The organism is Ramlibacter alkalitolerans (genome assembly GCF_016722765.1).
In the GTDB taxonomy this organism is placed as follows: domain Bacteria; phylum Pseudomonadota; class Gammaproteobacteria; order Burkholderiales; family Burkholderiaceae_C; genus Ramlibacter; species Ramlibacter alkalitolerans.
This window is the reverse complement of the sequence record NZ_JAEQND010000007.1, coordinates 288,537-313,706: the sequence shown is the minus strand read 5'-3', so window position 1 is coordinate 313,706 and position 25,170 is coordinate 288,537. Positions and strand designations below refer to the sequence as shown.

Genomic DNA, 25,170 nt, shown 5'->3' with positions numbered 1-25,170 from the left:
TCGAAAACCCGCATGAGCGCCACGTTGGGCGAGCCTGGCGCCCACGCCGCCGCCTGGCTCGCCGGGCGCGGCTGGCAGCCCTTCGCCTTCCAGCGCGAAGTCTGGCAGGCCGTGGCCGAGGGCCGCAGCGGCCTGCTGCATGCCACGACGGGCGCCGGCAAGACCTACGCCGTGTGGCTCGGGATCCTCGATGCGCTGCTGCGGCAGCACCCGCCCGGGCGGGCGGCGGAGCCGCTGCGCGCGATCTGGCTCACGCCCATGCGGGCCCTGGCCTCCGACACCGCCAAGGCGCTGCTGCAGCCCCTGCGCGATCTGGCGCCGAACTGGACGCTGGGCCTGCGCACCGGCGATACCTCGAGCGCCGAGCGCGCCAAGCAGGACCGGCGCATGCCGACGGTGCTCGTGACCACGCCGGAATCCCTCACGCTGATGCTCACGCGCGAGAACGGGCGGGCGGAACTCGCCGGCGTCGCGTACGTGGTGCTGGACGAATGGCACGAGCTGATCGGCAGCAAGCGCGGCGTGCAGGCGCAGCTGGCCCTGGCGCGGCTGCGGCGCTTCCATCCGGGCCTGGTCACCTGGGGCCTGAGCGCGACGCTCGGCAACCTGGAGCAGGCGATGCAGGTGCTGTGCGGGCCCGACGAGAATCCGCCGCCGCTGCTGGTGCGCGGCAAGATCGACAAGACGCTCGTGATCGACACGCTGCTGCCGCCGACGCCCGGCAAGTACACCTGGGCGGGGCACCTCGGGGCCGGCATGCAGTTGCCGGTGGTGGAGGAGATCGAGCGCTCCGGCACCACGCTGGTGTTCACCAACGTGCGCTCGCAGGCGGAGATCTGGTACCAGCTCCTGCTGCAGGCGCGCCCGGAATGGGCCGGCCACATCGCACTGCACCACGGCTCGCTGGAGCGGGCCACGCGCGAGTGGGTGGAGCAGGGCCTGAAGGAGGGCACGTTGCGCGCCGTCGTCGCGACCTCGTCGCTGGACCTGGGCGTGGACTTCCTGCCGGTCGAACGCGTGCTGCAGGTCGGCTCCGCCAAGGGCGTGGCGCGGATGATGCAACGGGCCGGCCGCAGCGGCCACGCCCCCGGCCGGCCGAGCCGCGTCACGCTGGTGCCCACCAACACGATGGAGATCGTCGAGGCGGCGGCCGCGCGCGTGGCCGCGCAGCAGGGTCGCGTGGAAAAGCGCAACCCGCCGGCCAAGCCCCTCGACGTACTGGTGCAGCACATCGTGACGATCGCGCTGGGCGGCGGCTTCCGCGCCGATGAACTGTTCGCGGAGGTGAGCAGCGCCTGGTCGTACCGCGCCCTGACGCGCGCCGAGTTCGACTGGGTGGTGGCCTTCTGCGAGCGCGGCGGCGACAGCCTGGGCGCCTATCCCGAATACCACCGCATCGTGCGCGACGAGGAGGGCGTCTACCGGGTGCGGGATGCCGGCGTGGCCAAGCGCCACCGCCTGGGCATCGGCACCATCGTCAGCGATGCGGCCGTGCAGGTGAAGTACCTGACCGGCGCCACCATCGGCACGATCGAGGAGGGCTTCATCGCGCGCCTGCGCCAGGGCGACTGCTTCTTCTTCGCCGGCAAGCTGCTGGAGTTCGTGCGCGTGCGCGACATGGCCGCCTACGTGCGCAAGGCGACGCGCAACAAGGGCACGGTGCCGACCTGGATGGGAAGCAAGATGGCCTTGTCCACCGAACTGAGCGACGCCGTGCTGGAGATGATGGAAGGCGCCGCGCGGGGGGAGTTCGCAGGCCCCGAGCTGGAGGCCGCGCGGCCCATGCTGCAGACGCAGCAGCGGCTGTCGCAGATCCCCACGCCCGGCACCCTGCTGGTGGAAGCCTACCAGTCGCGCGAAGGCCAGCACCTGTACGTGTACCCGTTCGCCGGCCGCAACGTGCACCTGGGCCTGGCGAGCCTGCTCGCCTGGCGCCTGGCGCGCGAGCAGCCCAACACGTTCAGCATGTCGATCAACGACTACGGCCTCGAGCTGGTGAGCGCCGCACCGTTCGACATCGAGCCCGTCACCAGCCAGTTGATCTTCTCGGAGGAGGACCTGCTGCACGACGTGCTCGCATCGCTCAACTCCGGCGAGTTGAAGCAGCGGCGCTTTCGCGAGATCGCGCGCATCGCGGGGCTGGTCTCCAGCGGCTACCCCGGGCAGCCGAAGAGCGCGCGCCAGCTGCAGGCCTCCAGTGCGCTGTTCTACGAGGTGTTCCGCAAGTACGACGCCGGCAACCTGCTGTTGAACCAGGCCGAGAACGAGGTGCTGAGCCAGGAGCTGGAGCTGTCCCGCCTGGCCGAGACGCTGCAGCGCATGCGCACCCGCAGGGTGGTGCTCGCTGCGCTGCGCCACCCCAGCCCCATGAGCCTGCCGCTGATGGTGGAGCGCTTCCGCGAGAAGCTGAGCACCGAGACGCTGGCCGCAAGGCTGGAGCGCATCCTGCGCGACATGGAAGCCGACGAAAGCGCCTAGCGAGACCTTGCCTTCTTCCTACAGCCGCATCCTCCGCGACCCGACCCGGCCGCAGCGGCGCCCCTCGTACATTGGCCTGCGACAGTCAAGGACGTCGTCGGGAGCACGAAATGAACATGGGATGGAAGAGGCCGGCCACCGCCGCCGGGATGGTCATGCTGCTGGCGCTGGCGGCCTGTGGCGATCGGGTGGAGAACACCGAGATGCCGCAGCCCGAGCAGGCCAGCGTCGAGATCAACCGCCAGGGGATGGAGGGCGCGAAGGAAGAAAACCAGGCGCAGGGCGTCGAGAACAACACTTCCACGATGGGGGCCGCGGCGGAGCAGTCGGCCCGGACGGAGGATGCGGATGCGAAGATCGCGTCGGACGTGCAGTCCTCGCTGGCGAACGATCCCGACCTGGCGGCGATGAAGATCGACGTGCACAGCCGCGACGGGACGGTGACGCTGGTGGGCCGGGCGCCGGACCCCGCCGCGCGCGATCGCGCGGGGCAGCTGGCGCGCGGCGTGGCCGGCGTGAAGACGGTGGACAACCTGCTCACGCTGGGGTGATCGGGGCGGCGTAGGCTGGTCTGCGCGCAGCGCACACCAGCGCTTCACGCCGGGGGCGACTCCGTCTTTCCCTTGTCCTGCTGCGGCTGCGCGCCCTGCGCCGGCGTGCGCGAGCGCGTTTCGCTGATCACGTCGTGCACGTAGCGCAGCTTGTCCAGCGCGCCGGGGGAGAGCGCGAACGGATAGGCGTCTTCCTGGCCCAGGCTGCGATTGAGGCTGTTGACCAGCAGCGTGAGCGGCACCCACTGCTCCACCAGCGAATCGAAATCGGGGTGTCCCGTTTCCAGCGGGTTCACGACCTCCTCGACCTCGACGTCCTGCCCCGGGATGCGCAGCCGCGTGTTGTACGAGGCGGCGGTCTCCAGCAGGTCCACCATGTGCAGGTAGTGGGCCCAGGTCTCGGCCCAGTCCTCCCAGGGATGCGCGGTGGCGTACTCGCTCACGAAGCTGTCCTGCCAGTCCGGCACCGTGCCGCCGCGTGCGTAATGGGCCTGCAGCGCCGCCTGGTAGTCCTGCTGCTCGTCGCCGAACACCTTGCGGAAGCTCTCGGTGCGGCCGCCCTCGTCGATCAGGCGGTCCCAGTAGTAGTGGCCGGACTCGTGGCGCAGGTGGCCGAGGAGGGTGCGATACGGCTCGTGCATCTCCTCGCGCCGGCGCACGCGCTCGGCGTCGTCGGCCTCGGCCACGTTGAGCGTGATCACGCCCTGCGCGTGCCCCGTCATCACCGGCTGGCCCGGCAGGTCGGCCAGGAATTCGAAGATCGGGCCGTCGGCGCCGCCCTCCGGCGGGTTCGTCGCCACCAGCCCCAGCTTGGCCAGCGCGTAGAACAGCCGGCGCTTGGCGACTTCGAGCCGGTACCAGCGCAGCGGGTTCGCCGGCACGGAGAGATCCGGCAGCACGCGCGTGAGCCGGCACGAGACGCACAGGCGATTCGGGTCCTGCGCCGGGACGGCGAAGTTGCAGGCGTTCTGCGTGGTGTGGTTGTGGCACAGGCGGTAGCGCAGGTCGGAGGCCTTCCGGCCGCGCGAGCGCGGGCGCCACAGGCCTTCCTGGCCGTCCGGAGCTTCCTCGATGGCGACCATGTTCAGGCGATCGGGCAGGAAGGCCAGCGCGCTGCCGCACTGCAAGCACTGCACGTTCTCGAAGAACAGGGGGTGCCCGCAGAACTGGCAGTGGAATGTTTTCATGTGGAGTCCCCCGCAGACAAGAAAGGCAGGCGCGCCCGCAGGCGGCCTGCCCCCTTCAAGGTCGGCACCGGACGACGCGGGCGGGCCGGTGCCGCCCGCGGGCCGGGATCAAGGACGCACGACGAGGTTGTTGCGCACGGCGCGCACGCCCTTGGTGGCGGCGGCGATGCGGCCGGCCTGGTCCTTCTCCAGCTGCGACTTGGCAAAGCCGGACAGGGCCACTTCGCCATTGAGCGTGTCGACGTTGATCGACAGCCCGCCGGTGGTCTTATCCTCGATCAGCTTCGCCTTGACGGCGGTGGTGATCGTCTTGTCGTCGACGTAGTTGCCGACCGTTTCCTGGCCACGCATGACGGCGCAGCCGCTGGTGACGAGCGTGAGGCCGGTGAGGATCGCGAGGGCGATGGCGCGGGTCTGTTTCATGGGAACTCCCTTCCTGTACGAGGATGTTTATGGTGGTGCGGTCTTCTTGCCAGGAGCCTCGAAAGGGCCGCACCGGTCCCTCCCTGGGCACATTCCGAACTTCATTCGGGCCGTTCGTCGTCCTTGCGGTAGTCCGCCGCGGACATCGCCGCCATCAGCAGGTGCGACAGCTGCGAGGACTTCAGCACGGCCACGATCAGCGTGGTGAGCGAGATCAGCCGCCACGGGCGCGTGAACGTGAGTGCCGCGCCCGCGGCCGCCGAGATCGCCAGCAATTGCATCGGCTTGCGCCGCGCATAACTGCGCATCAGCGGCGTCGTGAGTTCCACCGCCATGTGCGCGGGGTGGTAGCGCCACCAGGTGCGCACCGCATGCCGCAGGCGGCCGAACCAGCCGCCGCCCTCGTACGGTTCGTCGTCCGGGGCGAAGGCATACGGATCGTCGTGGCCTTCGGCGGGCTCCTCGCGCGGGTCGTGCCTGCGCTGGCGCCGCGCTATGTGTTCGACGATCGCCTTGCGGCTGCGCGCGAGCTTCTCGGAGGCGTCGCTCATGACCTGGCGCTGATCGCGCGCAGGGCCTGCGCGTCGGCATCGAGTTGCTGCTTCAGCTCGGCGAAGGCCTTCTCGGGCAGCGGCTTGCGCGCCACCATGAAGGCTCCGACCGCGAGCGCCAGCGTGATGCCCGGCACCACGACCAGCGCCCAGTGGAACTCGGCGTGCATGGCGCCCAGCATGGCCGCCACGCCGGCGAGGATCAGGAACACGAGCAGGCAGAACAGCGTCGCGGCCCAGGCCACGGCCCGTTTGGCGACTTCCTTGCCGACGGAGGAGGCTTCCTCGCGCATGAGCGAGGCATAGCCCGCGACGTGCTCCATCACCAGTTCCGGCTTGGTGATCAGCACCGAGAAGATCGGATGCACCATGGATGGACGCGCTGCCTCTCTTAGAACCAGGTGTCGCGGTCTTCGCGATTGCGCAGCGCGATGATCAGGCCCGCCACCGCGGCGCCGACCGCCGCGGCGATCAGCGCGGACTTGAGCGGATTCTCGGTCACGTAGCGGGTGCCGGTGCGCGCGTAGTCGCCGACGTAACGCTGGGCGGCACCGGCGCGCTCGGACACGCCGCTGCGCAGGTCCTTCATCGAAGCACTGGCGCGATCGAGCGCATCGGCGGCCATCTTGCGCGTGCTGTCCAGCGTGGCTTGCATATCGGTCATGAGGTCCTCTCTTGTTGATTTGGGGGGTGTGCCTGGTCAGTCCTGTTTCACTGGACTAGGGCTTGCGCTTCAGGCTGGCAACGAAGGCGACGAGCGCGAGGACCACGAAGACGAAGAACAGCAGCTTCGCGATGCTGGCGGCTCCCGCCGCAATGCCGCCGAAACCCAGCACCGCAGCGATCAGCGCGATGACGAGAAAGACGACGGCGTAATGCAACACGGATCAAACTCCCAGCAAGCCTTCAGCACAGGGCACGCAGGCGATTCGTGCCTGCGGCTAGCTTAAGGATACGCGCCGACGCAGAGTTCGGGGGACGGCGTGAACGACTGTCATCGCCACGGTAGTTGCGGATGTAGGAGCGAACTGACAGCCGCTGCCGCGCAGGCTAGACAATCTCCGCCACGGGCGCCGTCGCGGGAGCGGCAGCCTTCGGCAGCGTGGCGAGGATACGCGTGCCGTGGCCGGGCTGCGAGCTCACGGTGAGTCGCCCGCCCGCGGCTTCGACCCGGTGGCGCATGCCGGCCAGGCCGTGCGTCGAGGGCTTGGCGTTGCGCACGTCGAAGCCCTTGCCGTCGTCGCGGATCTCGACTTCGACATGGTTGGTGTACTCGCGCACGCCGATCTCGACCTGCGCGGCTTCCGCGTACTTGCCGACGTTGGTGAGCGATTCCTGCACGACGCGGTACACGGTGAGCTGGCTGCCCTCGTCGAGCTGCACCGGCTCCAGGCTGACCGCGACGTCGGTGCCCGAACGTTCGGAAAATTCGCGGGCCAGGATCTCCAGCGCCGCGGTGAGCCCCAGGTTGGCGAGCGAGGAGGGCCGCAGGTCCTCGATGATCCGGCGCTTCAGCGCGATCCCGCTGTTGAGCGAGGCGGTGAGGTGCTGCAGGCGTTCGGTGACTTCCGGCGGCTGCTGCGGGCCGAGCCGCGATTTCAGCCGCGCGACATCGAGCTTGGCGGCCGTGAGCAGCGCGCCGAGTTCGTCGTGCAATTCGCGCGCGAGGTGGCCGCGCTCTTCCTCGCGCACCTGCTGCAGGTGGGTGGCGAGCTGCGCCAGCGAGGCCGTGCGTTCACGCACCTGCGATTCGAGCATGTCGCGCTCCTGCTGCAGCACGGCCTGCTGCTGCTCGCCCGCGAGTTTCAGGCGCGTGGTCTGCCGCAGGTACAGGTAGAACGCCAGCAGCGCCGCGCCGGTGACGATCGCGATGCCGGCGCGCGCGAAGCGCAGGCTGCGCTCGACCTGGTCCTGCGCCAGCGCCATGCTCTGGCTCGCGCTGTCGATCAGGCGTCCGGCCTGCGCGCGGATCGCGTCCATGTGCTCCTTGCCCACGTCGGTGAGCAGCACCGACTTCCAGGCTTCCTCGTTGCCCTGCTTGCGCATGCGCACCGACAGGTCCATCTCCGCCAGCTTGCGCTGCACGTTGAGCGTCAGCCCATTGAGGGTGCCCGCTTCGGAGGAGTTGGGGGCGTAGGCGCTGCGCAGCCGGTCGACCTGCTGACTGATCTGCGCGACCGCGGCGTTGTACGGTTCGAGGTACCGCGGGTCGCCGGTGAGGAGATAGCCGCGCGAGCCGGTTTCGGCGTCGAGCACGTCCTGCAGCAGCTTGTTGACGGAGTTGCGCGTGCGCGTGTACTGCTCGATGCGGTCGAGCGCATCCGACGATTCGTTGTACCCCGTTTCGTTGATACCGATGAGCACGAGCGCGGCCATCACGGCGAGCACGAGGCTGATGGCGCCGCGCGTGGAGCGCAAAGATGCCGGCAGATTCACCCTAAGAACTCAGTGTTGTGCATAAAATCCGCGCACGTCATGACTCAAGGGTAGGCCATTTCCATCCGGAAGTGGGGCACAATGAAAGACGCTTGACGTTGAAGGTGAAGCATGATCAAAGTGGGCATTGTGGACGACCACGCCATCGTGAGGTCGGGCCTCAAACAGTTCTTCTCCGAGCAGGTGGACCTGCGCGTCGTCGGCGAAGCATCGAGTGGACGCGAGGCGATCGACCTCGTGCGCACCACGGAGATGGACGTTCTCGTCATGGATCTGTCGATGCCGGGCCAGAGCGGCATCGATGCACTCGGCATGATCCGCGCGAAGGCGCCCGACGTCGGCATCCTGATCCTCTCGGGCTACCCCGAAGAGCATTACGCGATGAACCTGATCCGCCAGGGCGCGAGCGGCTACCTGAACAAGGAATGCGAGCCGATGGAGATCGTCAACGCGATCCGCACCATCGCACTCGGTCGCCGCTACATCTCGCCGGCCGTGGCCGAACTGCTCGCGCAGCAGCTCAATCGCAAGGAAGGCGGCGCGCCGCACGAGCAGTTGTCCGAGCGCGAGTTCCAGGTGTTCCTCAAGCTCGCCAAGGGTGAGACCGCGGGCGACATCGCCAAGGCGCTGTCGCTCTCGGTCAAGACGGTCAGCACGTACCGCACGCGCCTGATGGAGAAGATGAATCTCTCCTCCAACAGCGACCTGACGTACTACGCGCTGAAGAACAAGCTGATCGACTGAAGCGCGCGCGCTGCGCGCTTCAGGGCGAGCCGCGCGCACCCAGCGCGAGGCAGTAGTCGACCAGCGCGTCGATCTCGTTCGACTTGTCGAACACCGCATCGGCTCCGAGTTGTGCGCAGCGCTTGCGCATGTCGGACGTTGCATAGTTGCTCAGCACCACCACACGTTGTTCCCGGCTGCGGTCCTGGGAGGCTTCGATCACGCCGAGGCCGCTGCCTTGCTTGAGGAACAGGTCCACGATCAGCAGGTCCCATTGGCCACGGTGGTCCGCGATCCACTCCTTCGCGGCGCTCTCGGTCTCGGACCAGCCGAGCGTCACCACCGAAGCCAGCTCCTGCAGCGCGTCGATGAGGTTCTCGCGGATGGTTGCGTTGTCTTCGACGATGTACGTTCGCAGTTCCACTCTGGGCCTTGTGCAGCCGCGGCCGATGCAGGGCCGCCCTTCCCCCCCATGACCGGGCGGATTGTGCCAGTGGCGCCGGCGCCCGGGCGTAGGAGGCTTCCTACCGGCCGTGGCTGTAGGCGTGGGACCACTCACTACGCGGCAGCAAGCCGACTGACGCGATGTTTACCTGCTGGAACACTCGTCTCCACAGGGGCATTTCGACGTCCGGGGTGAAGCCAAATGAAGTTGTTCGTCCAATCCGCCATGATCTTCTTCGGCACGCTGCTGGCCGCGGCGCTGGTCGCCCTGGGCGAGCCTGGCAATGCCGAAGTGCAGATGGCTTCGCAGACCGGCTCCTCCGCCGCGGAGGTGGTCGCACTGCTCGGTCTCGACGACTGAGGCTCAGGCCGCGCGGTGCGTGCCGCACACGGCGCACCCGGGGTCGCGCCGCACCCGCATCTCGGTCCATTCCATGCTGCGGCCGTCCAGCATCTGCAGGCGGCCCGCCAGCGACGTTCCCACCCCTGCCAGCAGGCGCAAGGCCTCCGAGGCCTGCATCGCGCCGACGATGCCCACCAGCGGGGCGAACACACCCATCGTGGCGCAGAGCGCCTCCTCCAGGTCCTGGTCCGGCGGGAACACGCAGGCATAGCAGGGGCTGTCCGCCCGCCGTGGGTCGAACACGCTGACCTGGCCGTCCATGCGGATCGCGGCGCCGGAGACCAGCGGCCTGCCGTGCGCCACGCAGGCCCGGTTGATGGCCTGGCGCGTCACGAAGTTGTCGCAGCAGTCGATCACGACGTCCGCCCTCGGCACGAGTTCGTCGAGCAGCTGTGCGTCGGCCTTGAGCACGAGGGGGCGCACCAGCACGTCCGGGTTGATCGCAGCGACGGCCTCCCGCACCGATTCCGCCTTCGGCCGGCCGACGCGTTCGAGGTTGTGGGCGATCTGGCGCTGCAGGTTGGTGACGTCCACCACGTCGTGGTCGACGATCGTGATGGTGCCGACGCCCGCCGTCCCGAGATAGAGCGCCACCGGCGACCCGAGGCCGCCGGCGCCGACCACCAGCGCGTGCGACTGCAGGAAGCGTTCCTGCCCTTCGACGCCGACTTCGTCGAGGAGGATGTGGCGCGAGTAGCGAAGCAGCTGGTCGTCGGTCATGGAGGGATTGTGGGGGGAAAGGAAAAAGCGGCCCGGTGGGCCGCTTTCTGGATCCCCGCCTGCGCGGGGATGACATGAGAGTGAGAGGGGAACTGGATCCCCGCCTGCGCGGGGATGACATCGCTCGCGTAGCGACGCGATGTCAGTTTTCCTTCTTCTCTTCCTTGTTCTCCACGACCTGGGTCTTGGAGACCACCACCGGCTGGCCCTTGAGCTGGTTCAGCGCCTGCACCAGCTGGAAGTCCTTCTCGCTGCCGAATTCCGGCGGCGTCTTGCGCTCGGTCGGGGCCTTCTTGGCCTCTTCCTCGGCACGCTTGCGGGCTTCCTCGCGGGCCTTCTCGCGGGCCGGATCCTTGGCCTCGTTGGCGGCCTGCTGGCCGCTGCTCAGGTGGTGCTCCAGGTCGGCTTCACGGGTGCGCAGCGCCGAGAACACGTTGCCTTCCGGCGTTTCGTCGACCATGACGTCGGGGACGATGCCCTTGGCCTGGATCGAACGGCCGCTCGGCGTGTAGTAGCGCGCCGTGGTCAGCTTCAGGCCGGTGTCGGGGCCGAGCGGACGCACGGTCTGCACGGAGCCCTTGCCGAAGGTCTGGCTGCCCAGGATGATGCCGCGATGGTGGTCCTGCAGGGCGCCGGCCACGATCTCGGACGCGGAGGCGGAGCCTTCGTTGACCAGCACCACCAGCGGAACCGACTTCAGTTGCGGCGGAATGCGGCGCAGCGGGTCCGCCCCGGCACGGCGCTGGTAGAACTCCGGCGCGGCCTTGTAGACGAACTTGCTTTCGGGCAGCTGGCCGTTGGTGGAGACCACGCTCACGTTCTCGGGCAGGAAGGCCGCCGAGATCGCCACCGCGGAATCGAGCAGGCCGCCCGGATCGTTGCGCAGGTCGAGCACGATGCCGCGCAGGTTGGGTTCCTGCTTGTACAGCTCCTCGACCTTGCGGACGAAGTCGTCGACGGTGCGTTCCTGGAACTGCGACAGGCGGATCCAGCCGAAGCCCGGCTCGATGACCTTGCCCTTGACCGATTGCGTCTTGATCTCCTCGCGGGTGATCGTGACCGGGAAGGTGCGGTTCTCGTCCTTGCGGTAGATGGTGAGGTTCACCTTGGTGTTCGGCTCGCCGCGCATGCGCTTGACGGCGTCCGCCAGCGACAGGCCCTTGACGGCGGTGTCGTCGATCTTGGTGATCAGGTCGCCCGTCTTCAGGCCGGCCCGGAACGCCGGCGAGCCTTCGATCGGGGAGACCACCTTGACCAGGCCGTCTTCCTGCGAGATCTCGATGCCGACGCCGACGAAGCGGCCGGAGGTGCCTTCCCGGAATTCCTTGAAGGACTTCTTGTCGAAGTACTGCGAGTGCGGATCGAGGCTGGACACCATGCCGGAGATGGCATCGGTGATCAGCTTCTTCTCGTCGACGGGCTCGACGTAGTCCGTCTTGATCATGCTGAACACGGCGGCCAGCTGCTGCAGTTCCTCGAGGGGCAGCGGCGCGAGTGAGCCACGGGCAACGGTCTGCAGCGAGACCGTGGTGAGCGCTCCGGCAAGGGCGCCTACGGAGATCCAGCCGGCAATCTTGAGTTTGTGGCTCATGGGTCGGTCTTTAGTCCTCTGACTTTCAATATACACCTGAGAAACTACTCTGATGCACGCCCCGTATGAAGGGTTCCCGGTGGTCTCCGGCGCCGTGTGAAATAAGCGCGGAATCACGCAGGAACCATCCTACAGGGCCTTTCGCGACCCCGGCAGCAGATGTTACGCAGGGCTCAGGCGGAACGGCCCTGGGCCGCCACTGCCGCGGCAGCCCGGGCGGCCGCCTCGGCGTCTCCGAGATAGTAGTGGCGGACAGGCTTGAGCTGCGTGTCCAACTCGTAAACCAGGGGAATTCCGTTGGGGATGTTCAGGCCGACGATGTCGGCGTCCGGAATGTCGTCCAGGTACTTGACCAGGGCGCGCATCGAGTTGCCGTGGGCCGCCACCAGCACCCGCTTGCCGGCCTTGAGCGCCGGCGCGATCGACTCGTTCCAGAACGGCAGCACCCGCGCCACGGTGTCCTTCAGGCATTCGGTGCGCGGGAATTCGGCGTCCTGCACCTTGACGTACCGCCGGTCGGAACGCTCCCAGCGCGGATCGGCCTCGTCCAGCGCCGGCGGCGGCGTGTCGTAGCTGCGGCGCCAGACCAGCACCTGCTCGTCGCCGAACTTCTTGGCCGTCTCCGCCTTGTTCAGGCCCTGCAGGGCGCCGTAGTGGCGCTCGTTGAGGCGCCACGAATGGGCCACGGGCAGCCAGGTGCGGTCCATTTCGTCCAGCACGTGCCACAGCGTGCGGGTGGCGCGCTTGAGGACGCTGGTGTAGCAAAGGTCGAAGTCATAGCCCTCCTGCTTCAGGAGCCGGCCGGCCTGCACCGCCTGCTCCAGGCCCAGAGGCGTCAGGTCGACGTCGGTCCAGCCGGTGAAGCGGTTTTCCAGGTTCCAGGTGGATTCGCCGTGGCGGATCAGGACGAGCTTGTGCATGGCGGCAAAGGGGGAGGAAGGTTGGGACAAACCCGGCATTCTAGAATCGCGGGTTGGCCGGGACCTGACCGGCGCAGAACAAAGGAAAGAGCTGTATGGACGTGCTGCCGTTTCTCACCCACAACTGGGCCCTGGTCCTCATCGCGCTGGTCTCCGGCGGCCTGCTGCTCTGGCCCGGCATTGCTGCAGGCGCCGGCGGCGGCCTCACGCCCGATGGCGCCGTGCAGCTGATCAACCGCGAGAAGGCCATCGTGGTGGACGTGAGCGAGGCGGAGGAATTCGCCACCGGCCATATCCGCGGTGCGCGCAACGTGCCGGTCAACGAGCTGCCGACGCGCCTGCCGGAGGTGGCGAAGAACAAGACCGTACCGCTGATCCTGGTGTGTCCTAGCGGAGCGCGGGCCAAGCGTGCCCTGGGCGTGGTCAAAGGCCTGGGCTACGACAAGGCTGTTGTGCTGGGGGGCGGGCTCAAGGCGTGGAGGGACGCTAACCTCCCGCTGGAAAAAGCCTGAACCACCCCCATCTAACGTCGAATGCAGCCAGTCAAGATGTACACCACGGCCGTATGCCCTTATTGCATCCGTGCCAAGCAGATCCTCAAATCCAAGGGAGTCGAGCAGATCGAGGAGATCCGCGTCGACATGCAGCCCGAGGAGCGGATGAAGATGATGGAGATCACCGGCCGCCGCACGGTGCCGCAGATCTTCATCGGCGAAACGCACGTGGGCGGCTGCGACGACCTGATGGCGCTCGACAGCCGTGGCGGCCTGGCGCCGCTGCTCAAGGCCAGCTGAGGCGTTTCTGGGCCTTCCGCCGGCCTGAGATAATGGCGGGCTGACGCAAACTGCGCCCGCCGGGAGCGTCCCGGCGGGCTTTTTCATTCGCAACCGAGGCAACCAGAGATGGCCGACAACAACGATCCCGTGTTCCAGATCCAGCGCGTCTACATGAAGGAGGCTTCGCTGGAGCAGCCCAACAGCCCGGCCATCCTGCTGGACCAGGAGCAGCCCAGCGTCGACATCCAGCTCGGTGTCGAGGCGCAGCAGGCCGCCGACGGCGTCTACGAGGTGGCCGTGTCCGCCACCGTCACGACCAAGATCAAGGACCGCACCGTGTTCCTGGTGGAGGTCAAGCAGGCCGGCATCTTCGAGATCCGCAACGTGCCGCCGGAACAGATGCAGGCGATCATGGGCAGCGCCTGCCCGCAGATCGTCTACCCCTACCTGCGCGGCAACGTCGCCGACATCGTGACCCGCGCCGGCTTCCCGCCCGTGCACCTGGCTGAAATCAACTTCCAGGCCATGTACGAGCAGCAGCAGGCCCAGCAGGCGCAGGGCGGCGAGGCTTCGCCGATCATCACCTCCGCCTGACGCGGGTCCGGCGCCCGGCTCATGGACATCCTCGTGCTCGGGGCCGGTGCCTGGGGCACGGCGCTGGCCATCAGCGCCGGCCAGCGCCATCGGGTCACGCTCTGGGCGCGCGACGCGGCGCAGGCCGCCGCGATCGCCGGCCGGGGCGAGAACACCGCCTATCTTCCCGGCCACCGGCTGCCTGCCGGCGTGCGCGTGGCATCGCGTGCCGACGGTGAGCCCGGCATGCTGGCCCAGCGCCACGACGTGGTGATCATCGCCACGCCGATGGCGGGATTGCGCCAGATGCTGGTTTCCGTGGCCGGCTGCACGCGGCCCGTGGCCTGGCTTTGCAAGGGCTTCGAGGCGCCGGTCGCACAGCCCTACGGCCTGCTCGGACACGAGGTGCGGGCGGAAGTGGCGCCGCAGCTGGCCGCCGGCGCCCTCAGCGGCCCCAGCTTCGCCCAGGAAGTCGCCCGTGGCCAGCCGACCGCGCTGGTGGCTGCGAGCGATGCGGCGGCCGTGCGGGAAGCGCTGGTGGCCGCCTTCCACGGTCCGACCCTGCGGGTGTACGTCAACGACGACCTCGCCGGCGTCGAAGTCGGTGGCGCGGTGAAGAACGTGCTGGCCATCGCCACCGGCCTGTGCGACGGCCTGGCCCTCGGCCTCAATGCGCGCGCCGCCCTCGTCACGCGCGGCCTGGCGGAGATGACCCGCCTGGGGGTGGCGCTCGGCGCACGCGTCGACACTTTCATGGGCCTCTCGGGCCTCGGTGACCTGGTGCTCACCGCCACCGGCGACCTGAGCCGGAACCGGCGCGTGGGCCTGCTGCTGGCGGAGGGGCGCACGCTGCAGCAGGCCGTCGCCTCGCTCGGCCACGTGGCCGAAGGCGTGTACAGCGCGCGCACGGTGGTGGAGCGGGCGAGCCGCCTCGGCGTCGAAATGCCCATTGCGGCCGGTGTGGTGGACCTGCTGGACGGGCGCGTGTCGCCGGCGCAGGCGGTTGCCGCGCTGATGGGGCGCGATCCTGCGGCCGAGCGCGGCTAACGCCCCCATTTATTCCATCCGTTACCTAGGGAGCTTCCCGCAGTCCGCGGGGCAGGCCGCTGCACGAGACTGCGGGTCCTAACCACAATGGAGTGCCCCTCATGCGCCGTACTGCCCTCGTCCTGGTCCTCGCCGGTTCCGCCGCCATCGTCGCGGCATGCTCCGGCATGGGACCTTTCAGCTCCAGTGGCAACAAGATGAGCTTCTTCGTCACCAGCGCCAATCCCGGCAAAGGCGCGGACTTCGGCGGCCTGGCCGGCGCCGACCGCTATTGCCAGACCCTCGCTTCGGCCGCCGGTGCCGGCGGCAAGACCTGGCGCGCCTACCTGAGCACCACCGGCGCCGGCGGCGTGAACGCGCGCGACCGCATCGGCCGCGGCCCGTGGATGAACGCCAAGGGCGAGGTGATCGCCGGCAGCGTCGACGAACTGCATGCCACCAATCGCATCACCAAGCAGACGGCGCTGACGGAACGCGGCGACATGGTGATGGGCCGCGGCGACGCCGTGAACATGCACGACGTGCTGACCGGTTCCTCGCCGGATGGGCGCGCCATGGCGGCGGCCGGCGACAGCACCTGCGGCAACTGGACGAAGAGCGGCGAGGGCTCGGCTATCGTTGGGCACCACGACCGCACAGGCCTGAACGAGGAGCCGCCGGCGAAATCCTGGAACTCCTCGCATCCGAGCCGCGGCTGCAGCCTGGAGTCGCTCAAGGCGACGGGCGGTGATGGCCGGCTGTATTGCTTCGCGGCGAACTAGGCGTTCGGGCTGGAAACGCCGGCGGGCTCGCTGGCGCTAACGGCAGGCCCGCTGGGGTAACGGCGGGGCCTGACCCGTAGGCTGGTGGTGACGCGCGAAGCGCCGGAACCCCAGCTCTGCGAGCATCGCTGGGGTTTCGCTCCGCTCCACCGCCAGCCTACGCAGGCGCCATGGTGCTTCCTGCGCCGTCCTTACGCCTTCACATCGTCGCTGACCTTCGCCAGCGCGTCGCGCAGTTCGTCGACGTTCGACGGCCGCACGACGCGGGCGACCTCCTGGCCGTCCTTCAGGAAGACCAGCGTCGGCCAGAGCTTGACGCGGAAGCTGCGCCCGAGCGGCCGCCCGGGGCCGTCTTCCACCTGGAGATGACGCACCTGCGGCTGCGAGCCCAGCGCCTGCGCGATCAGCGGCTGGGCGTTGCGGCACCAGCCGCACCAGTTGGTGCCGAAGTCCAGCACGGTGGCGCCGGCGTACGCATCCACCTCCGCGCGGGCGGGTTGCGTGGGGGAATAGGTCGAGTCCATCGCCCCATTGTCAGGGCGCACGCCGCACCGGCCGTCAGCGGCGCGCGCCAGCGCCTGTGGGAGCAACCGCGCCTAATCCAGCACCAGCTGCGTCTGCGTCACCACCGAGCAGAGCTTGCCCTGCTCGTTGCGGATGGTGGTCTGCCAGACCATCGTGGTGCGGCCGCGGTGCAGCGCGACGCTCTCGCCGGTGACCGTCGTGTCGACGGCCGCACCGCCGATGAACTTGGTGCTGGAGTCGGTGGTCGTCGTGCGCTTGCCGTGCGGCAGGTTCAGCACGGTGCCGACGGCGCCCAGGGTGTCGGCGAACGCCATGTGGGCGCCCCCGTGCAGGATGCCGCCGGCCGTGCACAGCTCGGGCCGCACGCGCATCGTGGCCACCACGCGCTCGGGCGTCAGCTCGGTGAGCTGCACGCCCATCAGGCCGGGGAAGAGCGGTGCGAGCAGCTGCTGGATCTCGGCGAGGTTCATGCGCGCGACTGTAGCGGCGCGGCAGGCCGCGCGCCAGCGGGGGCATGCCGCGGCGGTTATGCTCGGCACATGAGTGGCGTGTTCGATTTCTCCCTGTCCGCACTGGCGGAACTGGCCCGCAGCGACGCCGCCCGCGCGCTGGCGGAAGACGTGGGCGCGGGCGACCTGACGGCGGGGCTCGTCCCCGAAGGCCGGCAGGCGCGCGGGCGCGTGCTGGCGCGCGAGAGCGCGGTGATCTGCGGCGCACCGTGGGCCGAGGCCGTGCTGCGGCAGGTGGATCCCGGCGTGCAGCTGCGCTGGCTGGTGGGCGAGGGCGAGCGCTGCAGCGCCGACCAGGTCGTGCTCGAACTGGAGGGCTCCGCCCGCGGGCTGCTCACGGCGGAACGCACGGCGCTCAATTTCCTCCAGTTGCTCAGTGCCGTGGCGACCAGGACCGCGAGCTACGTGGAGGCGGTGCGCGGCACGCGCGCGCGCATCGTCGACACCCGCAAGACGCTGCCCGGCCTGCGGCTGGCGCAGAAGTACGCGGTCCGGACCGGCGGTGGCCTGAACCACCGCATCGGCCTGTACGACGCCGTGCTGATCAAGGAGAACCACATCGCGGCAGCCGGTGGCGTCGTGCCGGTGCTGCAGGCGGCGCAGCGCGTCGCCGCGCACGCGAGCTTCATCGAGATCGAGGTCGAGACGCTGGCCCAGTTGCAGGAGGCGCTGGACGCCGGGGCCGGCATGGTCCTGCTGGACAACATGGACCTGCCCACCCTGCGCGAGGCGGTGCGCATCAATGCCGGCCGCGCGATCCTGGAGATTTCCGGCGGCGTGACGCTCGAGACCGTGCGCGACCTTGCGGAGACGGGCGTCGACCGCATCTCCATCGGCACCTTGACCAAGGACGTGAAGGCGACGGACTTCTCCATGCGCCTGAAAGAAACCTCATGAGCGCCGTGATTCCCATCAAGGACGTCGAGTACGAACATCCGCTGCCCGGCAACACCTGCGACACCAAGCACGCCTGGGCCCGGGTTCCCGTGGAGCCCGCGCCGGCGGAGCGCGCGGCGCTGAAGGAAAAGATCAAGCGCCTGCTCGAGGAACGCAATGCGGTGATGGTGTCGCACTACTACGTGCACCCCGACCTGCAGGACCTGGCGGAAGAAACCGGCGGCATCGTCAGCGACTCGCTGGAGATGGCGCGCTTCGGCCGCGAGCACCCGGCGCAGACGCTGGTGGTCTCCGGCGTGAAGTTCATGGGCGAGACGTCCAAGATCCTGTCGCCGGAAAAGCGCGTGCTGATGCCCGACCTGGATGCGACCTGCTCGCTCGACCTCGGCTGCCCGGAAGAGGAGTTCGACGCCTTCTGCAACGCCCACCCGGACCGCACGGTCGTCGTCTACGCCAACACCAGTGCGGCGGTGAAGGCGCGCTCGGACTGGCTCGTGACTTCGAGCTGCGCGCTCGACATCGTCGGCGCGCTCAAGGCGAAGGGCCACAAGATCCTGTGGGCGCCCGACAAGCACCTGGGCAGCTACATCCAGCGCGAGACCGGCGCCGACATGGTGTTCTGGAACGGCTCGTGCATCGTGCACGACGAGTTCAAGGCCTTCGAGCTGGAGGACCTGAAGAAGCAGTACCCCAATGCCAGGGTGCTGGTGCACCCCGAGTCGCCGGCCGACGTGGTGGCCCTGGCCGATGCGGTCGGGTCCACCTCCGCGATCCTGAAGGCGGCGCGCGAGATGGATGCGCGCGAGTTCATCGTGGCCACCGACAACGGCATGATGCACAAGCTGCGCACGCTCAACCCCGGCAAGGTGTTCATCGAGGCGCCGACCGCGGGCAACAGCGCCACGTGCAAGAGCTGCGCGCATTGCCCGTGGATGGCCATGAACGGGCTGGCCGGCCTGGCCCACGTGCTGGAGACCGGCGCCAACGAGGTGTTCGTCGATCCGGCGATCATCGACCGCGCACGCGTACCGATCGACCGGATGCTGGCCTTCACGGCGGCGCTCAAGGCGGGCCAGCCGGCGGGCGCACTGGTGCCGAACATCGGCGCGGCTTGAGCCGCGTTCAGCTGCAGCTCGTCGTCTCGAGCGGCTCCGTCTCCACCCGTTGCTCGATGGCGGCGATCAGCGGCTTGCCGCGCGTCATCGCCTCCACCACCTCGGGCAGGGCCAGCGAGGACCGGTGGGCCTGCGGGCTGTCCCAGGTCTCCACCACCCAGAGCGTGCGCTCGTCCTGGGTGTCCCTGCCGATGATGTAGTGGATGCAGCCGGGCATCGCCCGGGTGCCCTGCAGCAGGATCGCCATGAGCGCCTCCCGCTGGCCGGGCTCCGCCTTCAGTTTGGAAATCAAGCCGTACACGTGACCTCCCCTGGCTGGACCTGCCATGGTAGGCCGATCGGCGCCCGTTCAGGGATCGAGGTCGTTGCGCAGGGCTTCACGGACGGCCAGCAGCAGCATCAGCAGGCCCAGCACCGCGCCGGCACCGAAGGCCAGGCGGCACAGCAGGTCCGAGTGCCGGCCCAGCAGCCGGCCGCCGGAAGCCCAGACGCTGACCAGGCAGCGGCGTGGGCCGGCGCCAAGGGCGATCCAGGCGGCAGGCGCCACCAGGCAGGCGATCACGAGCGCCGGCAGCCAGCGCGCCAGCAGGCGCCGGCCGGTGCCCTGCGCGATCAGCGTCAGGCCCGCGAGCACGAAGGCGCCGGCGGCGGCATAGATCACCCAGGCCGGCGCGCGGGCGCCGCCGGGCGCGTACAGCATCGCCAATGCCACGGCCGCGCCGACCGCGATCGCCAGCGCGCCGGCCACGAACTGTTCGCGCGCCGGCGTCATCTCAGAAGCTGTGAATGAATTGATCGTGCCCGCGACGGGGCGCATCGGGGCGCAGGCCTAGGCGCGACCCGCAGCCCAGGCTGGCCGCCTGGGCAAGGGGCGCAACGACGGCATGCGTCTCGAGGCGCCCCGGCCCGAAGGGTGAGGCCGCAGGGCGCGGTCCTGAGAGCAAGAGGAGGTTCATGGCGGCCTCACGCGGGTGCGAGCAATTCGTTCACAGCTTCTTCAGTGGCTCTCCGGAACCAGGGGCAGGGTCAGCAGCAACTGCTTGACCGCTTCCGGCAGCACCAGCACCTCCGGCTGCGTGAGCACGCCGATCGCCAGCGCATCGAGCCCTTCGAGCATCGAGCACTTGAAGGAGACGTCCGGCTGCTTGAGGCACTCGACCACGCCCTTGCGCGTGCCGTCCTGGCGGAAGCGGCTCGGATGGAACGAGTAGACGATGTCGTCCGCGTTGCGCGTGTAGACGGTCCGCTCCAGCAGGTCGTCCGGGTACTTGTCGTCCGTCAGGCTGCGGATCACGTAGGCCATGCGCGGCGCCAGCGCCGACAGCGGCTGCTTCGTGTCGGTGGTGTGCGCGCCGTGCAGGCCCACCATGGTCACGCCGATGGGGCGTCCGTCGGAGAACGAGCGCTCGGCGCCGCCCAGGAAGATCAGGCCGCAGGCCGATTCGCACTTGCCGGAGACGGCGGTGGGCAAGCCTTCCGAGCGGATCCGGTTGCCCACCTGGTAGCCGTTCCAGAGGTCGCCGCCGGGGCTTTCGTGCAACAGCACCAGCCTGACCGGGCCGGCGGCGAGGAAGTTGCGCAACTGCACCAGCTCGTTGCCCGTGACCGGACCGGACATCACGAGCACATCGCCGACGAGATTGAAATCCATCGCCCGCGCGGCCGGCGCGGCCAGGATGAAGGCGCAGGCGGCGAGGCCGAACAGGCGGCGGGGGGACGGCATGGTGGCGCCGTTATAGCAAGCGCTCGCCTCCGGCACCAGGGGGTGCGGGTGCCTGCGGGGGTTCATGGCTCGACTGCGGCACTGGGCCGCAATCGCGCCGCCTTCAGGCCACCGGACGCTCGTGGATCGGGCTGAGGGTGGTCGGCACCGCGACCGGCGCCAGCTGCGGGTAGTCGCGGCTGAAGTGCAGGCCGCGGCTTTCGTGGCGCGACCGGGCCGAGCGCACGATCAGGTCGGCCACCGTGACCAGGTTGCGCAGCTCCAGCAGGTCGCGCGTGACGTGGAAGGCGCCGTAGAACTCGTCGATCTCGCCCTGCAGCAGCTCGATGCGGTGGGCGGCGCGGTCCAGGCGCTTGTTGGTGCGGACTATGCCCACGTAGTCCCACATGAAGCGGCGCAGCTCGTCCCAGTTGTGCGAGATGACCACGGCCTCGTCGGCATCGGTCACGCGGCTGTCGTCCCACTGCGGCACCGCGGGCGGCGCGGGCAGCGGCGTGGCGAGGATGTCGTTGGACGCCGAGCGGGCGAACACCATGCACTCCACCAGCGAGTTGCTGGCCAGCCGGTTGGCGCCATGCAGGCCGGTGTAGGCGGTCTCGCCGATGGCGTGCAGGCCCGTGAGGTCGGTGCGGCCGGACAGGTCGGTGTGCACGCCGCCGCAGGTGTAGTGCGCCGCCGGCACCACCGGGATCGGCTGCTTCGTGATGTCGATCCCCAGCTCCAGGCAGCGGGCGTGGATGTTCGGGAAGTGCTCCTTCACGAACTCCGGCGGCTGGTGCGAGATGTCCAGCAGCACGCAGTCGAGGCCGTGCTTCTTCATCTCGAAGTCGATGGCGCGGGCGACGACGTCGCGCGGCGCGAGTTCCAGCCGCGGATCGTGGTTCGGCATGAAGCGCGTGCCGTCCGGCAGCATCAGCCGCCCGCCCTCGCCGCGCACCGCTTCGGAGATCAGGAAGTTCTTGACGTGCGGGTGGTACAGGCAGGTCGGGTGGAACTGGATGAACTCCATGTTCGTCACCCGGCAGCCGGCGCGCCAGGCGGCCGCGATGCCGTCGCCGGTGGCGGTGTCCGGGTTGGTCGTGTACAGGTAGACCTTGCCGGCGCCGCCGGTGGCCAGGATGGTGTGCGGCGCGCGGAAGGTGACCACTTCGTCGGTGCGCTCGTCCAGCGCATACAGGCCCAGGCAGCGGTTCGGCGACTGGCCCAGCTTGGCGGCGTAGATCAGGTCCACCAGCATGTGCTGTTCCAGCACGGTGATGTTGGGCGTGCGCCGCACGCGCTCGATCAGCGTGCGCTGCACCGCGGCGCCGGTGGCGTCGGTCACGTGCACGATGCGGCGCGCGCTGTGGCCGCCCTCGCGGGTGAGGTGCAGGTGGCCGTCCTCTTCCGAGAAGGGCACGCCTAGCGAGCGCAGCCAGTCCACGCTTTCCGGCGCGTGCTCGACGACGAAGCGGGTGGCCGCCGGGTCGGACAGCCCGGCGCCGGCCACCAGCGTGTCGTCGACGTGGCTGTCGAAGCTGTCGTTGCGGTCCATGACGGCGGCGATGCCGCCCTGCGCCCAGCCGCTGGAGCCGTCGGTCATGGCGCGCTTGGTCAGGATCGCCACGCGGTGCGTCGGCGCCAGGTGCAGGGCCGCGGACAGGCCGGCCAGGCCGCTGCCCACGATCAGGACGTCGAAATCGCGAGGAAGGGCTTGGCTCACGATGTCTCCCGGAAACGGTTGTTGTTGTGGTGCGTCAGGCGGGCTGATAGGCGAGCCGGACGTAGATGGGGGCGTAGGCCTCGGCCTGGGTCAGCTCGATCAGCGTTTCCTTGGCCAGTTCGAGCGTGGCGATGAAGGTCACGATCAGCACCGGCACGCCCTTGGCGGGGTCGAACAGCTGCTCGAACTCGATGAACTTGCGGCCCTGCAGCTTCTTGAGCACCATGCTCATGTGCTCGCGCACCGAGAGTTCCTCGCGCGTGATCTTGTGGTGCTGCACCAGCCTGGCCCGGCGCAGGATGTCGCGCCAGGCTTCCTGCAGGTCCGCCAGTTCCACGTCGGGAAAGCGCGGCTGCAAGGATTGCTCGATGTAGACCTGCGCGCGCAGCACGTCGCGGCCCACCTGCGGCATCTCGTTGAGGCGGAAGGCGGCGGCCTTCATCTGCTCGTATTCCAGCAGGCGGCGCACCAGCTCGGCCCGCGGGTCCTCGGCTTCCTCGCCTTCGGCCGTCTTCTTCGGCGGCAGCAGCATGCGCGACTTGATCTCGATCAGCATGGCCGCCATCAGCAGGTATTCGGCCGCGAGTTCGAGGTTGCGCTCGCGGATCTCGTCGACATACGTCAGGTACTGGCGGGTCACCGCCGCCATCGGGATGTCGAGGATGTTGAAGTTCTGCTTGCGAATGAGGTACAGCAGCAGGTCCAGCGGGCCTTCGAAGGCTTCGAGGAAGATCTCGAGCGCGTCCGGCGGGATGTACAGGTCCTGCGGCAGGGCGAACAGCGGCTCGCCGTACAGGCGCGCGAGCGCGACCTGGTCGACCACCTGCGGCAGGCCGCTGCCGTCGCCGGACGCGGGCTGCTCCGCTGCGTCCGGCAGGGGCCCCCGATCCTTGCGGGGGCGCTGCGCGGCTTCGCTTCTCTCCATCAGGCGGGCGTCAGCGGCGCTGGCGCGGGTCGTCGCCGTAGGCGTACGGCTTGGCCGGCACGCGCGACTGCTTCCACTCGTTCATCAGCTCGCGATCGATGTGCTTGTCCCACCAGATCGCCCGGCCGGCGCGCTGCTGCGCCTCCAGGTCGGGCTTCTCGGTCTTGAGCTGCTCGATGAACTGGGTGACGTCGGAGCTGTAGTCCGGGCGACGGAAGATGCGTTGGAGGATGCTGGCCATGGCGGCGATTTTACCCGGGGGGTGTCGTGGGGCCTTTTGACGCCGGACAGGGGCTGGTCCTGGCCGCTCACGGCCAGCCTACGCGGCGACCTCTTCGGAGGCCAGGTGGCGCTCCAGCTCCAGCAGGAAGCCGGCCCGCTCGATCACCTCCCGTGGCTGCTCGTGCAGGTTCTCCATCGCCAGCGATCCCTGCCGCAGCAGGATCACCTTGTGCAGCTGGCGCAGGGCATCCAGCCCCGAGGTGTCCAGGTGCACCAGGTGCAGCGCGTCCAGCACCACGCTCGATCCGGGCGGCAGGCTTTCCACCGCCTGCACGATGGGGTCGATCTTGGCCGTGGCGCCGAAGAACAGCGAGCCGTACAGGTCGTAGCGCAGCGTGCCGTCCTCGGTGGGCGCCAGCGCCACGCTGAAGAGGGACGACATCTTCTGGATGAACAGCACGCAGGCGGCCAGCAGCCCCACCTGCACGGCGACGGTGAGGTCGAATACCACGGTCAGCGCGAAGGTGCCCGTCATCAGCAGCCGGTAGTGCGTGCTGTACTTCTTCAGGTGCGCGAACTCGCGCCACTCGCCCATGTTCCAGGCCACGAAGAACAGGATGCCGGCCAGCACCGACAGCGGCACCAGCAGCGCCAGCGGGCCGGCCGCCAGCACCACCACCGCCAGCGTCACCGCGTGGATCACGCCCGCCACCGGCGAGGTCCCGCCGGCGCGGATGTTGGTCACCGTGCGGGCGATGGTGCCGGTGGCGGGCATGCCGCCGAAGAACGGCACCACGAAGTTGGCGATGCCCTGCGCCATCAGCTCCTGGTTCGGGTCGTGCCGCGGCAGGTTGGACACCTGGTCCGCCACCCGGGCGCACAGCAGCGACTCGATCGCGCCCAGCGCCGCGATGGTGAGCGTGGGCGACACCAGCTGCTTGACGGTGTCCCAGCTGAAGTCCGGCAGCCGGAAGGCGGGCAGGCCCTGCGGAATGCTGCCGAACTTCGTGCCGATGGTCTCCACCGGCAGGCGGAAGTACCAGGCCAGGGCCGTCAGGGTGACCAGTGCGACGATGGGGCCCGGGATCCGGGCGCCGACCTCGCTGGCCTCGTGCATGCCGGGTAACTGCTGCGCGAGCTTCTTGACCGGGGACTCGGAATGCCACAGCCGCGGCCACAGGAACAGGCCGACGAAGCAGGCGGTGCCGAGGACGAACGCGAACGGGTTGAAGGAGTCCAGGTGCGTGGCCAGCGTGCGCAGCTGGGCGAAGAAGTCCGCCGGCATCCTGGGGATCGACAGGCCCAGCCAGTCCTTGACCTGCGAGGCCGCGATCAGCACCGCGATGCCGTTGGTGAAGCCGATCACGATGCTGACCGGCACGTAGCGCACCAGCCGGCCGAGCCGCAGCAGGCCCATGGCGAACAGCAGCACGCCGGCGCAGGTGGTGGCGATCAGCAGGTTGGCCAGGCCGTAGCGCTCCACGATGCCGTAGACGATGACGATGAAGGCGCCGGCCGGGCCGCCGATCTGCACGCTCGATCCGCCGAACAGCGAGATCGCCAGGCCGGCGATGATGGCCGTCCAGAGGCCGGCCTCGGGCTTGAGGCCGGAGGCGATGGCGAAGGCCATGGCCAGGGGCAGGGCGACGATGCCGACGGTGAGGCCGGCGCCCAGGTCGCGGCTGAAGCGGGCGCGGTCGTAGCCGCGCAGCGCGTCCAGCAAACGGGGACGGAAAGCGAAGGAAAGCAAGGGGAACTCCGGAAGTGAACGGAACGGGCGGGTTCAGTTCGCTGCCGGAGGGCCGCAGTGGTGCAGCCGGGTGATGAAGCGCCTGCGGCGGGACAGCGGCAGGACTGGCTGGGTGGCCATGCCTGCAGTTTACGCCTTCCACGGTCGAGGTGGGCGGGGACTTACTTTGCAGGGGTGCGGCATGCCCGCAGCGGGCTTGCTTGATCCAGCGCGTTGCC

At 69.1% G+C, this 25,170-nt stretch carries 31 protein-coding genes; 11 read left to right on the top strand and 20 right to left on the bottom strand.

What is annotated here, in order from left to right; translation table 11 throughout:
* Positions 1 to 12 precede the first annotated feature (12 nt).
* Both JI746_RS14525 and JI746_RS14520 read left to right on the top strand, forming a co-directional pair.
* Positions 13 to 2,478, top strand: coding sequence for a ligase-associated DNA damage response DEXH box helicase (locus JI746_RS14525; RefSeq protein ID WP_201690396.1), 2,466 nt, complete (start codon positions 13 to 15; stop codon positions 2,476 to 2,478).
* 116 nt (positions 2,479 to 2,594) lie between these two features.
* Complete coding sequence (locus JI746_RS14520; protein WP_201690395.1) at positions 2,595 to 3,029, top strand: BON domain-containing protein; 435 nt, start codon at positions 2,595 to 2,597, stop codon at positions 3,027 to 3,029.
* A gap of 44 nt (positions 3,030 to 3,073) precedes the next feature.
* On the opposite strand, the gene JI746_RS14515 is transcribed toward JI746_RS14520, so the two are convergent.
* From JI746_RS14515 to JI746_RS14485, 7 genes are all read right to left on the bottom strand, one after another.
* Positions 3,074 to 4,216, bottom strand: a complete 1,143-nt coding sequence (locus JI746_RS14515) for a zinc-binding metallopeptidase family protein (protein WP_201690394.1) — start codon at positions 4,214 to 4,216, stop codon at positions 3,074 to 3,076.
* 108 nt (positions 4,217 to 4,324) lie between these two features.
* The gene (locus JI746_RS14510; protein WP_201690393.1) at positions 4,325 to 4,639 is read right to left on the bottom strand and encodes a BON domain-containing protein; all 315 of its coding nucleotides are present in this window, start codon (positions 4,637 to 4,639) and stop codon (positions 4,325 to 4,327) included.
* Positions 4,640 to 4,740: 101 nt separating this feature from the next.
* Positions 4,741 to 5,190 carry a hypothetical protein gene (locus JI746_RS14505; protein WP_201690392.1) on the bottom strand — a complete coding sequence of 150 codons (450 nt, stop codon included), beginning with the start codon at positions 5,188 to 5,190 and terminating at the stop codon, positions 4,741 to 4,743.
* Complete coding sequence (locus JI746_RS14500) at positions 5,187 to 5,561, bottom strand: phage holin family protein (protein WP_201690391.1); 375 nt, start codon at positions 5,559 to 5,561, stop codon at positions 5,187 to 5,189. The genes JI746_RS14505 and JI746_RS14500 overlap by 4 nt, the downstream gene beginning before the upstream one ends.
* A gap of 20 nt (positions 5,562 to 5,581) precedes the next feature.
* Positions 5,582 to 5,854 carry a hypothetical protein gene (locus JI746_RS14495; RefSeq protein WP_201690390.1) on the bottom strand — a complete coding sequence of 91 codons (273 nt, stop codon included), beginning with the start codon at positions 5,852 to 5,854 and terminating at the stop codon, positions 5,582 to 5,584.
* Positions 5,855 to 5,909: 55 nt separating this feature from the next.
* Positions 5,910 to 6,074: a DUF1328 domain-containing protein gene (locus JI746_RS14490; RefSeq protein ID WP_201690389.1), complete on the bottom strand. Its 165-nt coding sequence runs from the start codon at positions 6,072 to 6,074 to the stop codon at positions 5,910 to 5,912.
* A gap of 166 nt (positions 6,075 to 6,240) precedes the next feature.
* A complete protein-coding gene (locus JI746_RS14485) occupies positions 6,241 to 7,566 on the bottom strand; it encodes a CHASE3 domain-containing protein (protein ID WP_201690468.1) in 1,326 nt (441 codons plus the stop codon).
* 171 nt (positions 7,567 to 7,737) lie between these two features.
* On the opposite strand from JI746_RS14485, the gene JI746_RS14480 reads away from it, so the two are divergent.
* A complete protein-coding gene (locus JI746_RS14480) occupies positions 7,738 to 8,370 on the top strand; it encodes a response regulator (RefSeq protein WP_193678111.1) in 633 nt (210 codons plus the stop codon).
* Positions 8,371 to 8,389: 19 nt separating this feature from the next.
* Here the strand turns inward: JI746_RS14480 and JI746_RS14475 are convergent, their stop codons facing one another.
* Positions 8,390 to 8,773, bottom strand: a complete 384-nt coding sequence (locus JI746_RS14475; RefSeq protein ID WP_201690387.1) for a response regulator — start codon at positions 8,771 to 8,773, stop codon at positions 8,390 to 8,392.
* A 222-nt stretch (positions 8,774 to 8,995) separates the two neighbouring features.
* Between JI746_RS14475 and JI746_RS14470 the strand changes: the two genes are divergently transcribed.
* Complete coding sequence (locus JI746_RS14470) at positions 8,996 to 9,154, top strand: hypothetical protein (protein ID WP_201690385.1); 159 nt, start codon at positions 8,996 to 8,998, stop codon at positions 9,152 to 9,154.
* A gap of 3 nt (positions 9,155 to 9,157) precedes the next feature.
* On the opposite strand, the gene JI746_RS14465 is transcribed toward JI746_RS14470, so the two are convergent.
* From JI746_RS14465 to gpmA, 3 genes are all read right to left on the bottom strand, one after another.
* Positions 9,158 to 9,916, bottom strand: coding sequence for a HesA/MoeB/ThiF family protein (locus JI746_RS14465; protein WP_201690383.1), 759 nt, complete (start codon positions 9,914 to 9,916; stop codon positions 9,158 to 9,160).
* 142 nt (positions 9,917 to 10,058) lie between these two features.
* Complete coding sequence (locus JI746_RS14460) at positions 10,059 to 11,507, bottom strand: S41 family peptidase (protein ID WP_201690381.1); 1,449 nt, start codon at positions 11,505 to 11,507, stop codon at positions 10,059 to 10,061.
* Between the two features lie 173 nt (positions 11,508 to 11,680).
* Positions 11,681 to 12,427 (bottom strand): 2,3-diphosphoglycerate-dependent phosphoglycerate mutase, encoded by a 747-nt coding sequence (gpmA, locus tag JI746_RS14455; protein WP_201690467.1) that lies wholly within the window; start codon positions 12,425 to 12,427, stop codon positions 11,681 to 11,683.
* 95 nt (positions 12,428 to 12,522) lie between these two features.
* On the opposite strand from gpmA, the gene JI746_RS14450 reads away from it, so the two are divergent.
* From JI746_RS14450 to JI746_RS14430, 5 genes are all read left to right on the top strand, one after another.
* Complete coding sequence (locus tag JI746_RS14450; protein ID WP_201690380.1) at positions 12,523 to 12,939, top strand: rhodanese-like domain-containing protein; 417 nt, start codon at positions 12,523 to 12,525, stop codon at positions 12,937 to 12,939.
* A gap of 21 nt (positions 12,940 to 12,960) precedes the next feature.
* Entirely contained in the window at positions 12,961 to 13,221 is a 261-nt protein-coding gene (gene grxC, locus JI746_RS14445; RefSeq protein WP_201690379.1) for a glutaredoxin 3, read from the top strand.
* A 108-nt stretch (positions 13,222 to 13,329) separates the two neighbouring features.
* On the top strand, positions 13,330 to 13,797 hold the full coding sequence (gene secB / locus JI746_RS14440) for a protein-export chaperone SecB (RefSeq protein ID WP_201690378.1): 468 nt from the start codon (positions 13,330 to 13,332) through the stop codon (positions 13,795 to 13,797).
* Between the two features lie 21 nt (positions 13,798 to 13,818).
* Positions 13,819 to 14,823, top strand: a complete 1,005-nt coding sequence (locus tag JI746_RS14435) for an NAD(P)H-dependent glycerol-3-phosphate dehydrogenase (RefSeq protein WP_201690377.1) — start codon at positions 13,819 to 13,821, stop codon at positions 14,821 to 14,823.
* A 101-nt stretch (positions 14,824 to 14,924) separates the two neighbouring features.
* Positions 14,925 to 15,584 (top strand): hypothetical protein, encoded by a 660-nt coding sequence (locus JI746_RS14430; RefSeq protein WP_201690376.1) that lies wholly within the window; start codon positions 14,925 to 14,927, stop codon positions 15,582 to 15,584.
* A 191-nt stretch (positions 15,585 to 15,775) separates the two neighbouring features.
* On the opposite strand, the gene JI746_RS14425 is transcribed toward JI746_RS14430, so the two are convergent.
* Positions 15,776 to 16,108: a thioredoxin family protein gene (locus tag JI746_RS14425; protein WP_201690375.1), complete on the bottom strand. Its 333-nt coding sequence runs from the start codon at positions 16,106 to 16,108 to the stop codon at positions 15,776 to 15,778.
* Positions 16,109 to 16,180: 72 nt separating this feature from the next.
* Positions 16,181 to 16,579 (bottom strand): PaaI family thioesterase, encoded by a 399-nt coding sequence (locus tag JI746_RS14420; RefSeq protein WP_201690373.1) that lies wholly within the window; start codon positions 16,577 to 16,579, stop codon positions 16,181 to 16,183.
* Positions 16,580 to 16,648: 69 nt separating this feature from the next.
* Between JI746_RS14420 and nadC the strand changes: the two genes are divergently transcribed.
* Together nadC and nadA are read left to right on the top strand one after the other, a co-directional pair.
* Positions 16,649 to 17,515, top strand: a complete 867-nt coding sequence (nadC, locus tag JI746_RS14415) for a carboxylating nicotinate-nucleotide diphosphorylase (RefSeq protein ID WP_201690372.1) — start codon at positions 16,649 to 16,651, stop codon at positions 17,513 to 17,515.
* A complete protein-coding gene (gene nadA, locus JI746_RS14410; RefSeq protein WP_201690370.1) occupies positions 17,512 to 18,630 on the top strand; it encodes a quinolinate synthase NadA in 1,119 nt (372 codons plus the stop codon). Before nadC ends, nadA begins: the two co-directional genes overlap by 4 nt.
* 7 nt (positions 18,631 to 18,637) lie before the next feature.
* Here the strand turns inward: nadA and JI746_RS14405 are convergent, their stop codons facing one another.
* The 7 genes from JI746_RS14405 to JI746_RS14375 all read right to left on the bottom strand — a co-directional run bounded on the left by JI746_RS14405 (position 18,638) and on the right by JI746_RS14375 (position 24,952).
* Positions 18,638 to 18,931, bottom strand: a complete 294-nt coding sequence (locus JI746_RS14405; RefSeq protein ID WP_201690368.1) for a putative quinol monooxygenase — start codon at positions 18,929 to 18,931, stop codon at positions 18,638 to 18,640.
* Positions 18,932 to 18,979: 48 nt separating this feature from the next.
* Positions 18,980 to 19,402, bottom strand: a complete 423-nt coding sequence (locus tag JI746_RS14400; RefSeq protein ID WP_201690366.1) for a hypothetical protein — start codon at positions 19,400 to 19,402, stop codon at positions 18,980 to 18,982.
* Between the two features lie 225 nt (positions 19,403 to 19,627).
* Positions 19,628 to 20,353, bottom strand: a complete 726-nt coding sequence (locus JI746_RS14395; protein ID WP_201690364.1) for a hypothetical protein — start codon at positions 20,351 to 20,353, stop codon at positions 19,628 to 19,630.
* A gap of 103 nt (positions 20,354 to 20,456) precedes the next feature.
* On the bottom strand, positions 20,457 to 22,055 hold the full coding sequence (gene nadB / locus JI746_RS14390; protein WP_201690363.1) for an L-aspartate oxidase: 1,599 nt from the start codon (positions 22,053 to 22,055) through the stop codon (positions 20,457 to 20,459).
* Positions 22,056 to 22,089: 34 nt separating this feature from the next.
* A complete protein-coding gene (locus JI746_RS14385) occupies positions 22,090 to 22,980 on the bottom strand; it encodes a segregation and condensation protein A (protein WP_201690362.1) in 891 nt (296 codons plus the stop codon).
* 10 nt (positions 22,981 to 22,990) lie between these two features.
* Positions 22,991 to 23,221 carry a DUF3460 family protein gene (locus JI746_RS14380; RefSeq protein ID WP_201690361.1) on the bottom strand — a complete coding sequence of 77 codons (231 nt, stop codon included), beginning with the start codon at positions 23,219 to 23,221 and terminating at the stop codon, positions 22,991 to 22,993.
* 78 nt (positions 23,222 to 23,299) lie between these two features.
* Complete coding sequence (locus JI746_RS14375; protein ID WP_201690360.1) at positions 23,300 to 24,952, bottom strand: SulP family inorganic anion transporter; 1,653 nt, start codon at positions 24,950 to 24,952, stop codon at positions 23,300 to 23,302.
* Positions 24,953 to 25,170 lie beyond the last annotated feature (218 nt).

Excerpts from the sequence above, each read along its gene's own strand:
- gpmA (WP_201690467.1), bottom strand. The coding sequence starts at position 12,427 with ATGCACAAGCTCGTCCTGATCCGCCACGGCGAATCCACCTGGAACCTG.
- JI746_RS14500 (WP_201690391.1), bottom strand. The coding sequence starts at position 5,561 with ATGGTGCATCCGATCTTCTCGGTGCTGATCACCAAGCCGGAACTGGTG.
- JI746_RS14480 (WP_193678111.1), top strand. The coding sequence starts at position 7,738 with ATGATCAAAGTGGGCATTGTGGACGACCACGCCATCGTGAGGTCGGGC.
- JI746_RS14470 (WP_201690385.1), top strand. The coding sequence starts at position 8,996 with ATGAAGTTGTTCGTCCAATCCGCCATGATCTTCTTCGGCACGCTGCTG.
- JI746_RS14520 (WP_201690395.1), top strand. The coding sequence starts at position 2,595 with ATGGGATGGAAGAGGCCGGCCACCGCCGCCGGGATGGTCATGCTGCTG.
- JI746_RS14420 (WP_201690373.1), bottom strand. The coding sequence starts at position 16,579 with ATGAACCTCGCCGAGATCCAGCAGCTGCTCGCACCGCTCTTCCCCGGC.
- JI746_RS14430 (WP_201690376.1), top strand. The coding sequence starts at position 14,925 with ATGCGCCGTACTGCCCTCGTCCTGGTCCTCGCCGGTTCCGCCGCCATC.
- JI746_RS14525 (WP_201690396.1), top strand. The coding sequence starts at position 13 with ATGAGCGCCACGTTGGGCGAGCCTGGCGCCCACGCCGCCGCCTGGCTC.
- JI746_RS14450 (WP_201690380.1), top strand. The coding sequence starts at position 12,523 with ATGGACGTGCTGCCGTTTCTCACCCACAACTGGGCCCTGGTCCTCATC.
- nadC (WP_201690372.1), top strand. The coding sequence starts at position 16,649 with ATGAGTGGCGTGTTCGATTTCTCCCTGTCCGCACTGGCGGAACTGGCC.
- secB (WP_201690378.1), top strand. The coding sequence starts at position 13,330 with ATGGCCGACAACAACGATCCCGTGTTCCAGATCCAGCGCGTCTACATG.
- JI746_RS14395 (WP_201690364.1), bottom strand. The coding sequence starts at position 20,353 with ATGCCGTCCCCCCGCCGCCTGTTCGGCCTCGCCGCCTGCGCCTTCATC.
- JI746_RS14510 (WP_201690393.1), bottom strand. The coding sequence starts at position 4,639 with ATGAAACAGACCCGCGCCATCGCCCTCGCGATCCTCACCGGCCTCACG.
- JI746_RS14465 (WP_201690383.1), bottom strand. The coding sequence starts at position 9,916 with ATGACCGACGACCAGCTGCTTCGCTACTCGCGCCACATCCTCCTCGAC.
- JI746_RS14515 (WP_201690394.1), bottom strand. The coding sequence starts at position 4,216 with ATGAAAACATTCCACTGCCAGTTCTGCGGGCACCCCCTGTTCTTCGAG.
- JI746_RS14380 (WP_201690361.1), bottom strand. The coding sequence starts at position 23,221 with ATGGCCAGCATCCTCCAACGCATCTTCCGTCGCCCGGACTACAGCTCC.
- JI746_RS14485 (WP_201690468.1), bottom strand. The coding sequence starts at position 7,566 with ATGGCCGCGCTCGTGCTCATCGGTATCAACGAAACGGGGTACAACGAA.
- JI746_RS14385 (WP_201690362.1), bottom strand. The coding sequence starts at position 22,980 with ATGGAGAGAAGCGAAGCCGCGCAGCGCCCCCGCAAGGATCGGGGGCCC.
- JI746_RS14460 (WP_201690381.1), bottom strand. The coding sequence starts at position 11,507 with ATGAGCCACAAACTCAAGATTGCCGGCTGGATCTCCGTAGGCGCCCTT.
- JI746_RS14505 (WP_201690392.1), bottom strand. The coding sequence starts at position 5,190 with ATGAGCGACGCCTCCGAGAAGCTCGCGCGCAGCCGCAAGGCGATCGTC.
- JI746_RS14495 (WP_201690390.1), bottom strand. The coding sequence starts at position 5,854 with ATGACCGATATGCAAGCCACGCTGGACAGCACGCGCAAGATGGCCGCC.
- grxC (WP_201690379.1), top strand. The coding sequence starts at position 12,961 with ATGCAGCCAGTCAAGATGTACACCACGGCCGTATGCCCTTATTGCATC.
- JI746_RS14425 (WP_201690375.1), bottom strand. The coding sequence starts at position 16,108 with ATGGACTCGACCTATTCCCCCACGCAACCCGCCCGCGCGGAGGTGGAT.
- JI746_RS14400 (WP_201690366.1), bottom strand. The coding sequence starts at position 19,402 with ATGACGCCGGCGCGCGAACAGTTCGTGGCCGGCGCGCTGGCGATCGCG.
- nadA (WP_201690370.1), top strand. The coding sequence starts at position 17,512 with ATGAGCGCCGTGATTCCCATCAAGGACGTCGAGTACGAACATCCGCTG.
- JI746_RS14435 (WP_201690377.1), top strand. The coding sequence starts at position 13,819 with ATGGACATCCTCGTGCTCGGGGCCGGTGCCTGGGGCACGGCGCTGGCC.